The organism is Kitasatospora sp. NPDC022785 (genome assembly GCF_055561295.1).
Genome location: NZ_JBVHHB010000002.1, coordinates 359521 through 372268, shown reverse-complemented (window position 1 = coordinate 372268; position 12748 = coordinate 359521). Strand labels below are relative to the sequence as shown.

General features: G+C 71.7%; 11 protein-coding genes. 9 read left to right on the top strand and 2 right to left on the bottom strand.

The genetic code is table 11. The annotated features are described in order from the left end of the window. Positions 1 to 70 precede the first annotated feature (70 nt). From ruvC to ACZ3YO_RS04925, 8 genes are all read left to right on the top strand, one after another. Positions 71 to 640 carry a crossover junction endodeoxyribonuclease RuvC gene (gene ruvC, locus ACZ3YO_RS04960; RefSeq protein ID WP_465544116.1) on the top strand — a complete coding sequence of 190 codons (570 nt, stop codon included), beginning with the start codon at positions 71 to 73 and terminating at the stop codon, positions 638 to 640. Continuing rightward, positions 637 to 1248: a Holliday junction branch migration protein RuvA gene (gene ruvA, locus ACZ3YO_RS04955; RefSeq protein WP_396321689.1), complete on the top strand. Its 612-nt coding sequence runs from the start codon at positions 637 to 639 to the stop codon at positions 1246 to 1248. Before ruvC ends, ruvA begins: the two co-directional genes overlap by 4 nt. Before the next feature lie 82 nt (positions 1249 to 1330). Continuing rightward, positions 1331 to 2422, top strand: a complete 1092-nt coding sequence (gene ruvB, locus ACZ3YO_RS04950; protein ID WP_465564911.1) for a Holliday junction branch migration DNA helicase RuvB — start codon at positions 1331 to 1333, stop codon at positions 2420 to 2422. Positions 2423 to 2669: 247 nt separating this feature from the next. Next, complete coding sequence (gene yajC / locus ACZ3YO_RS04945) at positions 2670 to 3077, top strand: preprotein translocase subunit YajC (protein WP_465544113.1); 408 nt, start codon at positions 2670 to 2672, stop codon at positions 3075 to 3077. A gap of 146 nt (positions 3078 to 3223) precedes the next feature. Next, entirely contained in the window at positions 3224 to 5032 is a 1809-nt protein-coding gene (gene secD / locus ACZ3YO_RS04940) for a protein translocase subunit SecD (protein WP_465564907.1), read from the top strand. A gap of 4 nt (positions 5033 to 5036) precedes the next feature. Continuing rightward, on the top strand, positions 5037 to 6143 hold the full coding sequence (gene secF, locus ACZ3YO_RS04935) for a protein translocase subunit SecF (RefSeq protein WP_465564905.1): 1107 nt from the start codon (positions 5037 to 5039) through the stop codon (positions 6141 to 6143). A 26-nt stretch (positions 6144 to 6169) separates the two neighbouring features. Then, on the top strand, positions 6170 to 6721 hold the full coding sequence (locus ACZ3YO_RS04930; protein WP_465564902.1) for an adenine phosphoribosyltransferase: 552 nt from the start codon (positions 6170 to 6172) through the stop codon (positions 6719 to 6721). 199 nt (positions 6722 to 6920) lie between these two features. Continuing rightward, a complete protein-coding gene (locus ACZ3YO_RS04925; protein ID WP_465564900.1) occupies positions 6921 to 9398 on the top strand; it encodes a RelA/SpoT family protein in 2478 nt (825 codons plus the stop codon). A gap of 70 nt (positions 9399 to 9468) precedes the next feature. Here the strand turns inward: ACZ3YO_RS04925 and ACZ3YO_RS04920 are convergent, their stop codons facing one another. Next, positions 9469 to 10698, bottom strand: coding sequence for a DUF349 domain-containing protein (locus ACZ3YO_RS04920; RefSeq protein WP_465564897.1), 1230 nt, complete (start codon positions 10696 to 10698; stop codon positions 9469 to 9471). A 262-nt stretch (positions 10699 to 10960) separates the two neighbouring features. After that, positions 10961 to 11797: a peptidylprolyl isomerase gene (locus ACZ3YO_RS04915; RefSeq protein WP_465564894.1), complete on the bottom strand. Its 837-nt coding sequence runs from the start codon at positions 11795 to 11797 to the stop codon at positions 10961 to 10963. Between the two features lie 243 nt (positions 11798 to 12040). Between ACZ3YO_RS04915 and ACZ3YO_RS04910 the strand changes: the two genes are divergently transcribed. Further along, positions 12041 to 12748, top strand: coding sequence for an MBL fold metallo-hydrolase (locus ACZ3YO_RS04910; RefSeq protein WP_465564891.1), 708 nt, complete (start codon positions 12041 to 12043; stop codon positions 12746 to 12748).

The following is a 12748-nucleotide window of genomic DNA, read 5'->3' as shown; positions in this document are numbered from 1 at the left end:
CGCGAGTCGTGTCGGCATCGGGTCCGGGCGCCCGGAGGCGAGCGGCGAATCAGGAGAGGCGGGGCACGACGTGCGGGTACTGGGTGTGGACCCGGGTCTGACCAGGTGCGGGATCGGCGTGGTGGACGGTGCGCCGGGCCGGCCGCTGAAGATGGTCGGGGTCGGTGTGGTGCGCACCCCCGCCGACGCGGAGATCGGGCCCCGGCTGCTGCTGGTCGAGCAGGGCGTGGAGAGCTGGCTCGACGAGCACCGGCCGGACCTCGTCGCCGTCGAGCGGGTCTTCGCCCAGCACAACGTCCGCACCGTGATGGGCACCGCGCAGGCCAGCGCGGTCGCGATGCTCTGCGCCACCCGGCGCGGCATCCCCGTCACCCTGCACACCCCCAGCGAGGTCAAGGCCGCCGTCACCGGCTCCGGCCGGGCCGACAAGGCCCAGGTCACCGCCATGGTGCAGCGGCTGCTGCGGCTGGACGCCCCGCCCAAGCCGGCCGACGCCGCCGACGCGCTGGCGCTGGCCATCTGCCACATCTGGCGCGGCGGCGCGACGGACCGGATCGCCGCCGCCGTGGCCAAGGCGGCGCCCGCCCGTCCGTCCGCCCGCCCGTCCTCCTACCGAGCCCCCCGAGGAGCCGCCCGATGATCGCCTTCGTCCAGGGCCCGGTGGCCGCCGTCTCCGGCGGCACCGTCGTCGTCGAGGTCGGCGGCGTCGGGATGGCCGTCCAGTGCACGCCGAACACCGCGGCCGGCCTGCGCCTCGGCGAGCCCGTCCGGCTGGCCACCTCGCTCGTCGTCCGGGAGGACTCGCTCACCCTGTACGGCTTCGCCGACGACGACGAGCGGGCGGTCTTCGAGATCCTCCAGGCCGCGCCCGGGGTCGGCCCGCGCCTGGCCCAGGCGATGCTCGGGGTGCACCGCCCGGACGAACTGCGCGCCGCCGTCGCCGCGGGGAACGAGAAGGCTCTGATCGCCGTCCCCGGTATCGGCAAGGCCAAGGCCGCCAAGCTGCTGCTGGAGTACAAGGACAAGCTGGGCGCCCCGCACGGCAGTGTCCCCGCCCAGAAGCCGATCGCGGCCGGCCCGGCGCCGTGGAGCGACCAGCTGCACGCGGCCCTGGTGGGCCTCGGCTATGCGCCGCGCGAGGCGGACGAGGCGGTCACCGCCGTCACTCCGGAGGCCGAGGCGCAGACCGTGACCGACGTCGGCGCCCTGCTCAAGGCGGCCCTGCGGACTCTCAACCGGGCCCGCTGAGCACCTCTTTACCGATCTGACCACCTGTCATCTTGTCGACATTGGAGCCCGCAGCAGTGAGCGGACGAAGCGAGGAGGGGGCATGAGCTCCTACGACTGCGGCCCGGCCGACCGGCTGGTCACGGCCGCCGCCGACGGTGAGGACCAGGCGGTCGAGGCGGCGCTGCGCCCCAAGCAGCTGGACGAGTTCATCGGCCAGGAGCGGGTCCGCGAGCAGCTGTCCCTGGTGCTCCAAGCGGCCCGCAAGCGCGGCACCGCGCCCGACCACGTGCTGCTCAGCGGCCCGCCCGGGCTCGGTAAGACCACCCTCTCGATGATCATCGCGGCCGAGCTGGGCGCCCCGATCCGGATCACCTCGGGCCCCGCGATCCAGCACGCGGGGGATCTGGCGGCGATCCTCTCCTCGCTCACCGAGGGTGAGGTGCTCTTCCTCGACGAGATCCACCGGATGTCCCGGCCCGCCGAGGAGATGCTCTACATGGCGATGGAGGACTTCCGGGTCGACGTGATCGTCGGCAAGGGCCCGGGCGCCACCGCCATCCCGCTGGAGCTGCCGCCGTTCACCCTGGTCGGCGCGACCACCCGGGCCGGCCTGCTGCCGCCGCCGCTGCGCGACCGCTTCGGCTTCACCGGCCACATGGAGTTCTACGCGCCCGCCGAGCTCCAGCGGGTGGTGCACCGCTCGGCCGCGCTGCTGGACGTCGAGATCGACCCGGCCGGCGCGGCGGAGATCGCCGGGCGCTCCCGCGGCACGCCCCGTATCGCCAACCGGCTGCTGCGCCGGGTCCGCGACTTCGCGCAGGTCCGCCACGACGGCGTGGTGACGCCGGAGATCGCCGCCCAGGCGCTGGACGTCTACGAGGTGGACGCCCGCGGGCTGGACCGGCTGGACCGCGCGGTGCTGGACGCGCTGCTCCGGCTGTTCGGCGGCGGCCCGGTCGGCCTGTCCACCCTGGCGGTCGCGGTGGGGGAGGAGTCCGAGACGGTCGAGGAGGTCGCCGAGCCCTTCCTGGTCCGCGAGGGCCTGCTCGCCCGCACCCCGCGGGGCCGGATCGCCACCGCCGCCGCGTGGCAGCACCTCGGCCTGACTCCGCCGTTCCAGACCCCTCCGGTCCAGACCAATCGGGGTGTGCTGCCGGCCCAGTCGGAGCTTTTCCCGGCCGACGAGGGCTGAACGGGTGACACCGGGACGATAGGGGCGTACCAGGGCCCGGCGCAGGTCCGCGGGGAGAAGCCGGGGGAGAAGCCCGGGGAAACTGTGCAGGCCGAGGCTCGCCACTTTCGGCGGCAGGATGCGATGCTTGGCGTTGTCCGATCAGTTCGGGGTCGCCTAGACTCCGCCGGACCGCCCCTCTCACCTGACGGGCCGACCAATACCACACAGGCCGCCGGCCGGCGGCCCGTAAAGGACCCTGGCTGCAGTGAACCTCATCATCCTTCTCCTCCCGATCATCGCGATCGTGCTCATGTTCCGGTCGCAGAAGAAGCGCCAGTCGCAGATGCAGCAGATGCAGACGGCGCTGGAGCCCGGGGCTGGAGTGCGTACCATCGGCGGCCTGTACGCCCAGGTGAAGGCGGTGAACGACGAGACCATCGAGCTCGAGATCGCGCCGGGCGTGGTGACCCACTTCACCAAGAGCGCGATCGCGGCGGTCCTGGAGCCGGCGGAGTACGACGCGATCATCAACGGCCGCCCGGCCGACGACGAGCTTCCGGAGCCGGAGGCCGAGGACGCCGACGCCGAGCCGGTCGACGAGAAGCCGCTGACGCTCACCAAGGACGGCGCCGACAAGGGCGAGGCCGAGGGCGGGGCTCCCGCGAGCAAGTAGTACGGCCGGGCACCCGCCCGGTCGCGCGGCGCAGTGCCGCGAGTCCACAGGATCTCAGGGCCGCAGATCCGCCACGCCCCCGTCCAGCCACGAGCCGGACGGGGGTCCGGTAGGGGAGGTGGCATGGACAGGGAGAAACGAGCAAGGTGGCAACACCCAAGTCGCGCCCGCGCGACGGTTACCCGGGGCGGGCGCTGGCCCTCATCCTGGTGGTCACCGTCGGACTGGTCGCCCTCATGTTCGGGACGGGCAACACCAAGCCCCGCCTGGGGATCGACCTCGCAGGCGGCACCAGTATCACGCTGAGCGCGAAGTCGACCGATCCCAAGGCGATCAACAAGTCCAACATGGACATCGCCACCGGGATCATCGAGCAGCGCGTCAACGGGATGGGTGTCTCCGAGGCGGAGGTCCAGACCCAGGGCGACCGGAACATCATCGTCAACATCCCCAAGGGCGGTGACAAGCAGAACGCGGCCGACCAGGTCGGCACCACCGCGAAGCTGTACTTCCGCCCGGTCCTCGCCCTCGCCCCGACCGGCGTCCAGGCGCAGACCCCGAGTGCGGCCCCCTCGGCGAGCGGCAGTGCCGCCCCGAGCGCGAGCCCCTCGGCGTCGGCCTCCGCTTCGGCGGGTGCCGCGACCGGCAGCGCCAGCCCCACCAAGCAGGGCCGCGCCGTCGGTGAGGCCCTCGCCGCCGACGCCAGCCCGTCCGCGGCCGCCACCGGCAGCGCGAGCGCCACCCCGAGCGCCGCCGCGTCCGGTTCGCCCGCCGCGACCCCGAGCGCCGCCGCGACCGCCCCGACCACGCCGGACCTCTCCGCCGCGATGACCCAGGGCACCGTGCCGCCGGAGCTGGCCGCCCAGTTCGCCGCCCTGGACTGCTCCAAGCAGGAGCAGCGCCAGAACCTGCAGAAGTCCGAGGAACAGTCGACCGTCGCCTGCACCCAGAAGGACGAGGACGGCGTCTTCTACAAGCTGGCCCTCGGCCCGGTCGCGGTGAAGGGCTCCGACATCTCCAAGGCGCAGGCCAGCATCGACACCCAGCAGGGTGCCGGCTGGCAGGTCCAGCTGCAGTTCAACGGTGCCGGCACCGACGCCTTCACCAAGATCACCGGCCAGCTGGCGCCCCAGGCCGCTCCGGCCAACCAGTTCGCCATCGTGCTGGACGGCCAGGTCGTCTCCCACCCGTACGTGCGCGGCGCCATCCCCGGCGGCTCGGGCGTGATCTCGGGCAACTTCACCCAGGCCGAGGCGCAGAACCTCGCCAACGTGCTGAGCTTCGGCGCCCTGCCGCTGGAGTTCACCACGGACGACGTCACCACCGTCTCCCCGCAGCTCGGCGGCGACCAGCTGCAGGCCGGTCTGATCGCCGGCGCCATCGGCATGCTGCTGGTGGTCCTCTACTCGCTGGTGTACTACCGCGGCCTCGGCCTGGTCTCCATCGCCGGTCTGGTCGTCTCGGCGATCCTGACCTACTCGATCATGAGCCTGCTCGGCGCGGGGATCGGCTTCGCGCTGAACCTGCCGGCCGTCTGTGGCGCGATCGTCGCGATCGGTATCACCGCGGACTCCTTCATCGTGTACTTCGAGCGCATCCGCGACGAGGTCCGCGAGGGTGCCCCGCTGCGCCCGGCGGTCCAGCGGGCCTGGCCGCGTGCCCGGCGCACCATCCTGGTGTCGGACTTCGTGTCCTTCCTCTGTGCCGCGGTGCTCTACCTGGTCTCGGTCGGCAAGGTGCAGGGCTTCGCGTTCACGCTGGGCCTGACCACCGCGCTCGACGTCGTCGTGATCTTCCTCTTCACCAAGCCGCTGATCACGCTGCTGGCCCGCCGGAAGTTCTTCTCCGACGGCCACCCGTGGTCCGGTCTGGACCCGAAGCGCCTGGGCGCCCGCCCGCCGCTGCGCAGCAGCCGTCGCCGTACCCCCTCGTCCGCCGCCGTGAAGGGGGCCTGACACCGTGTCACGCTTCTCCAATCTGGGCCACCGGCTCTACCAGGGCGAGGTCAGCTTCGACTTCGTCGGTCGCCGCAAGCTCTGGTACAGCATCTCCGGCGTGATCGTGCTGGTCGCGGCGGTCGGTCTGGCCCTGGGCCTGAAACTCGGCATCGAGTTCAAGGGCGGTTCGGTCTACACCGTCTCCAAGCCCGGGCTGAGCATCTCGCAGACGCAGGAGGCGGTGGACAAGATCGTCCACTCGCACCCGCTGGTGCAGTCCGTGGACAACGGCAAGAAGTTCCGCATCCAGGTCTCCTCCGAGGAGAACGTCAGCTCGTCGGTCTTCACCGACAAGCTGTCCAAGGAGCTCGGCGTTCCGCTCCAGGAGATCGACACCCAGGTGATCGGTCCCAGCTGGGGTGAGCAGATCTCCAGCAAGGCCCTCACCGGCCTGATCATCTTCATGGTCCTGGTGACGGTCTACCTGGCGATCGCCTTCGAGTGGAGGATGGCGGTGGCGGCCCTGGTCGCCCTCATCCACGACCTCCTGATCACCATCGGGGTCTACGCCCTGGTGGGCTTCGAGGTCACCCCCGGTACGGTGATCGGCTTCCTGACCATCCTCGGGTACTCGCTCTACGACACGGTCGTCGTCTTCGACACCGTGAAGGAGAACACCAAGGGGCTCACCAAGCAGAACAGGCTCACCTACAGCGAGGCGGCCAACGCGGGCCTCAACCAGACCCTGGTGCGCTCGCTCAACACCACGGTGGTCGCCCTGCTCCCGGTGGCGGCGCTGCTCTTCATCGGTGGCGGCATCCTGGGCGCCGGCACGCTGAACGACATCTCGCTCGCGCTGTTCATCGGCCTCGCCGCCGGTGCCTACTCCTCGATCTGCGTCGCCACCCCGCTGCTGGCGCAGCTCAAGGAGGAGCAGTCCGACATGAAGGCGCTGGCCAAGCGGGTCGCCCAGCGGCGCGCCGCGGACGCCAAGGCCGCGGCCGAGGGCCGGGACGGTACGCCGGAGGGCGAGGAGTTCGCCGACGGCGACCTGCCGGCGGGTATGGTCGGTCAGCGCGGCCGGGCGGGCGGCGCCCGTGCCAAGGGCCGTCCGTCCACCAAGCGCTGACCTCCGACCGACCGTAAGGACACTTCGTGACCACCGCCGACACCGCACTGGCCGAGCTGCTGAACAGCCGGATCCGGGATGTCCCGGACTACCCGAAGCCGGGTGTGCTGTTCAAGGACATCGCGCCGCTGCTCGCCGACGCCGAGGCCTTCGCGGCCCTCACCCGGGCGCTGGCGGAGCGGGCGACGGCCCTCGGTGCGACCAAGGTGGTGGGCCTGGAGGCGCGCGGCTTCGTGCTGGCGGCCCCGGCGGCCTTCGCGGCCGGGCTCGGCTTCGTGCCGATCCGCAAGCAGGGCAAGCTGCCCGGCGAGGTGTTCCGCCGCTCGTACGAGCTGGAGTACGGCCAGGCGACGCTGGAGGTGCAGTGCGACGCCTTCGCGCCCGGTGAGCGGGTGCTGGTGGTGGACGACGTGCTGGCCACGGGCGGGACCATCGGGGCCTCGCTGGACCTGGTGAAGGAGGCCGGCGCCGAGCTGGTGGGCGTCGTGGTGCTGATGGAGCTGGGCTTCCTGGACGGCCGCGAGAGGCTCTCCGGGCACCTGGGCACCGCCCCGCTGGAGACGCTGGTCACCGTCTGAGAAGCGGTCCGGAGAACGGGCCGGGGAACGGCCCGGGAACCGGGCCGGGAGACGGGCCGAGGCACGGACGAGGGCGGCGGTCGGATCATCCGACCGCCGCCCTTCGCGTGCCCGGAGCGTGTCCGGGCCCGGGCGGCTGAACACCGGAGCGCCCGGCTCGGTACCATGAAGATTCATCCCCTCCCGGTTGTCCGTGTTGATGGCAGCCGTACGGGGGGTCGGCCCGGTGCCCCGAGGAGTGTCCTTGCCCGACGAGGTTGTGCCCACGGCCGCAGCGGCCGCCCCCGAAGACCGTCCCACGCCCTCGGGGGCCACCCCGGCACGTCCGGCGCCGACCTCCTCGCGTCCGGTGGCTCCCGCGAGCCGCCCGTCCTCCACCGGCGGCATGCGCGCCCGCCTGGCCCGCCTCGGCGGCCAGCGCTCCAGCGTGCTCAACCCCGTTCTGGAGCCGTTGTTCCGCTCGATCCGGGCCAACGACCCCAAGGCCGACCCGGCGCTGCTGCGGGACATCGAGAAGGCGTACGCGGTCGCCGAGAAGTGGCACCGCGGGCAGAAGCGCAAGAGTGGCGACCCGTACATCACCCACCCGCTCGCGGTCGCGACCATCCTGGCCGAGCTGGGTATGGACGCCCCGACCCTGATGGCCGGGCTGCTGCACGACACCGTCGAGGACACCGACTACGGCCTGGAGACCCTGCGCAGGGACTTCGGCGACTCGGTGGCCCTGCTGGTCGACGGCGTCACCAAGCTGGACCGGGTGAAGTTCGGCGAGGCCGCGCAGGCCGAGACCGTCCGCAAGATGGTCGTCGCGATGGCCAAGGACCCGCGCGTCCTGGTGATCAAGCTGGCCGACCGCCTGCACAACATGCGCACCATGCGCTACCTCAAGCGGGAGAAGCAGGAGAAGAAGGCCCGCGAGACGCTGGAGATCTACGCTCCGCTGGCGCACCGGCTGGGCATGAACACCATCAAGTGGGAGCTGGAGGACCTCGCCTTCGCGATCCTCTACCCCAAGATGTACGACGAGATCGTCCGCCTGGTCGCCGAGCGCGCGCCCAAGCGGGACGAGTACCTGGCGACCGTGATCGACCAGGTCCAGGGCGACCTGCGCGGCGCCCGGATCACCGCGTCCGTCACGGGACGGCCGAAGCACTACTACTCGGTCTACCAGAAGATGATCGTCCGGGGCCGGGACTTCGCCGAGATCTACGACCTGGTGGGCATCCGGGTCCTGGTCGACACCGTCCGCGACTGCTACGCGGCGCTGGGCACCATCCACGCACGGTGGAACCCGGTGCCGGGGCGGTTCAAGGACTACATCGCGATGCCCAAGTTCAACATGTACCAGTCGCTGCACACGACGGTGATCGGCCCCGGCGGCAAGCCCGTCGAACTCCAGATCCGCACCTTCGACATGCACCGCCGGGCCGAGTACGGCATCGCCGCGCACTGGAAGTACAAGCAGCGCGCGGTGGCCGGCGCCTCCAAGGTCCGCACCGACACCCCCACCCAGGCCCGCAAGGACGACAAGGCCGGCGCCGTCAACGAGATGGCCTGGCTGCGGCAGCTGCTGGACTGGCAGAAGGAGACCGAGGACCCGAGCGAGTTCCTGGAGTCGCTGCGCTTCGACCTCTCCAACAACGAGGTCTTCGTCTTCACGCCCAAGGGCGACGTGATAGCGCTGCCGGCCGGCGCCACCCCGGTGGACTTCGCCTTCGCCGTCCACACCGAGGTCGGGTACCGCTGCATAGGGGCCCGGGTCAACGGGCGGCTGGTGCCGCTGGAATCGACCCTGGAGAACGGCGACAGCGTCGAGGTCTTCACCTCCAAGGCGGAGAACGCCGGCCCCTCCCGGGACTGGCTGGGCTTCGTCAAGTCCCCGCGCGCCCGCAACAAGATCCGCGCCTGGTTCTCCAAGGAGCGCCGCGAGGAGGCGATCGAGCACGGCAAGGAGGCCATCGCCCGGGCGATGCGCAAGCAGGGCCTGCCGATCCAGCGGATCCTGACCGGCGACTCGCTGGTCACCCTGGCCCACGAGATGCGCTACCCCGACATCTCCTCGCTGTACGCCGCGATCGGCGAGGGCCACGTCGCCGCGCAGAACATCGTGCAGAAGCTGGTGCAGGCGCTCGGCGGCGAGGAGGGTGCCACCGAGGACCTCGCCGAGACGGCCACCCCGACCCACGACACCCGCCGTGCCGTCCGCCGCCGGGCCAAGGGCGACCCCGGCGTCATCGTCAAGGGCGTCGAGGACGTCTGGGTCAAGCTGTCGCGCTGCTGCACGCCGGTGCCGGGCGACCCGATCGTCGGCTTCGTCACCCGCGGCAACGGCGTCTCGGTGCACCGCGCCGACTGCGTCAACGTGGAGGCGCTCAGCCAGCAGCCCGAGCGGATGATCGACGTCGAGTGGGCGGCCACCCAGTCGTCCGTCTTCCTGGTCGCCATCCAGGTCGAGGCGCTGGACCGCTCGCGGCTGCTCTCGGACGTCACCCGGGTCCTCTCCGACCAGCACGTCAACATCCTCTCGGCGGCGGTGCAGACCTCCCGCGACCGGGTGGCGATGAGCCGCTTCACCTTCGAGATGGGCGACCCGAAGCACCTCGGGCACGTGCTCAAGGCGGTCCGCGGCGTCGAGGGCGTGTACGACGTCTACCGGGTCACCTCGGCCCGCAAGTAGCGGACGGCGGGACACGACGAAGGGCCCCGGGTTCGCCCGGGGCCCTTCGTCGTGTCCTGCGGCGGGGGACTCAGCCGCTGAACTCGTCCTGGCTCTTGTGCGCCTGCTCCAGCAGGGTCTGGACGCCGGCCAGCTCGGACTCCAGCTTGGCGACGCGGCTCGCGTTGCCGGCCGCGCGGGCCTTGTCCAGGTCGGCCTGGATCTTCTCGGCCTTGGCCTCGAAGAGGCCGACCATGCCGGCGGCACGGGCCTTGGCCTCCGGGTTGGAGCGCTTCCACTCGGCGTCCTCGGCCTCGCGGATCGCCCGCTCGACCGTGTTCAGCCGGCCGTCCAGCTTCGGCCGGACGTCGCGCGGCACGTGCCCGATCGCCTCCCAGCGCTCGTTGATGTCGCGCAGCGCCGCCTTGGCGGCCTTGAGGTCGGTGATCGGCAGGATCGTCTCGGCCTCGGCCGCCAGCACCTCCTTGAGCTTCTGGTTGGCGACCTGCTCGGCGTCGCGCTCGCTGAACACGGCGGACCGGGCCTGGAAGAAGACGTCCTGGGCGCCGCGGAACCGCGCCCACAGCTCGTCCTCGATGTCGCGCTGGGCGCGCCCGGCGGCCTTCCAGCGCGCCATCAGGTCCCGGTAGCGGGCCGCGGTGTCGCCCCACTCGGTGGACGAGGAGAGCGCCTCCGCCTCGGTGACCAGGCGCTCCTTGACCGCCCGGGCCTGGTCGCGCTCGGCGTCGAGGGTGGCGAAGTGCGCCTTGCGGTGCTTGGAGAAGACCGAGCGGGCGTGCGAGAAGCGGTGCCACAGCTCGTCGTCGCTCTTACGGTCCAGCCGCGGCAGGCCCTTCCAGATGTCCACCAGGGCGCGCAGCCGGTCGCCGGCCTCCCGCCACTGGGTCGACTCGGCGAGCCGCTCGGCCTCGGCGACCAGCTCCTCCTTGGCCGTCCGGGTCTCGTCCTGGGCCTTGGCGCGGGCCGCCTTGCGCTGCTCGCGGCGGCTCTCGATCTCACCGGCGAGCGTGTCCAGCCGCTTGGCCAGCGCGTCCAGGTCGCCGACCGCGTGCCCCTCGGTCACCTGCGCGCGCAGGTGCTCCAGCGCCGTCTGGGCGTCCTTGGCGGCCAGGTCGGTGGTGCGCACCCGCTTCTCCAGCAGGCCGATCTCCACCTCGATGCCCTGGTACTTGCGCTCGAAGTAGGCGAGAGCCTCTTCGGGCGAGCCGGCCTGCCAGGAACCCACGACGCGTTCGCCGTCGGCCGTCCTGACGTAGACCGTGCCCTGCTCGTCGACACGGCCCCACGGGTCGCTGCTCATAGCGCGTCCTCCACATGACGTCGCGCCCGCGCCGGGGCGGTACGCGTACGTCGTCCACAGTTGATGTGCGGCGGACCGATGAGTCCGCCGTCCCGTCCGCCGTGTCTTGCTGCCGAGGGTGACGGCCGGCGGGTCTGGGCACCCTACATAACGCCAACATAGGCGACCAGGACCGGTGCTGTCCGCATCCGGGCCGGGCGATTTCGGGCCGGGGCCGCGCCCGCACGCCTCCCGGGCGTGCGCGGCGCGGCCCCGGTACGGGTCAACCCTTCGCGGTGGTCACCGAGTTGAGGGTGACGTCCGCCATCGGGTGGCCATCCGCCCCACCCTCCAGGGTGCCCGCGGCGGCGATCTTCTGAAGCACGTCCAGACCGCCGGTGATCTTGCCGAACGGGGTGTAGTTCGGGTCCAGCTTGGTGTCCTTGTAGACCAGGAAGAACTGGCTGCCGTTGGTGCCCGGGCCGGAGTTGGCCATCGCCACCGTGCCTGCCGGGTAGGTCGCGCCGGTCAGGTTCTCGTCGGCGAACTTGTAGCCCGGGCCGCCGGTGCCGCCCGGGGCGGTGGCGCTGGCCGTCGGGTCGCCGCACTGCAGCACGAAGATGCCGCCCGTGGTCAGCCGGTGGCACTTGGTGTGGTCGAAGAACTGCTGGCCCGAGAGGAAGGCGAAGGAGTTGACCGTGTGCGGCGCCTTGGCCGCGTCCAGGGTGAGCGTCACCTTGCCGCAGTTGGTGTCCAGCGTCGACGTGTAGGTGCCGGAGGCGTCGATGCTCATCGCCGGCTCGGTCTGCCACTGCTTGCCGTTCGGCGCGCCCGGCGCCGGGTCGGTGCAGCCCTCGACCGGCTTGCGGGTCGGGGTGGTGGGCTCCCCGGTGGCGGTCGGCGCGGCCTGCGCGGTGGGGGACGAGTCCTTCTTGTCCTCGGAGTCGAACGCACCCGTGCCCACCAGGGCGCCGCCGCCCGCCAGCACCACCACGGCGAGCGAGGCCCCGATGATGGTGTTGCGGCGCCTGCGCGCGGCGTGGGCCTCGGCCCGGCGCTGCGCCTGGCGCTCGTACTTCTCGCGGGCGAGCTGCCGCCGCCGCTGTTCGCTGGTGACCACAGGCCGTGTCTCCTACATATGCGCTGGACTTGTGTACGGATGCTGGAGCGGATCATCGCATCCATCGATGGCCAAGTGTAGGTACCGCGGCTGTAAGAACGCGGTGAACCTGTCAGGACGAGTGGTCCTGTCACCCCTATCTGGTTCGCAACCGGACCCGGACCGCCGGTAGGCTGCGCTTACACCACCTCGTGTAGCCGCATCCCGTAGCCGCCACTGCCGACCGAGTCACGAAGGACGCGCGTGTTCATCGCCGGATTCCCCGCTGGAGCCTGGGGCACCAACTGCTACCTGGTCGCTCCGGCGCCGGGCGAGGAGTGCGTCATCGTCGACCCCGGCCACCAGGCCGCCCACGGCGTCGACGAGCTGATCCGCGAGCACCGGCTCAAGCCCGTCGCGGTCGTGCTCACCCACGGCCACATCGACCACATCGCCTCGGTCGTCCCGGTCTGCGGCGCCAAGGGCGTCCCGGCGTGGATCCACCCCGAGGACCGCTACATGATGGCCGACCCGGAGAAGGCGCTCGGCCGCTCGCTCGGCACCCAGCTGATGGGCGAGCTCACCGTCGGCGAGCCCGACGACGTGCGCGAGCTCACCGACGGCAGCGTGCTCGACCTGGCCGGCCTGAAGCTCACCGTCGACCACGCGCCCGGCCATACCAAGGGGTCGGTGACGTTCCGGACGCCCGGCGCCGAGGATCTGCCCCCGGTGCTCTTCTCGGGCGACCTGCTCTTCGCCGGCTCCATCGGGCGTACGGATCTCCCGGGCGGGGACAGCGAGGCGATCATGCAGTCGCTGGCCCGGGTGTGCCTGCCCCTCGACGACGCGACCGTGGTCCTCTCCGGCCACGGCGGACAGACCACCATCGGCCGTGAGCGCGCCACCAACCCCTACCTCAGGCAGGCGGCGGGAGCGCAGGGCGCTCCGGCCTTCCCGCGACGAGGAATGTGA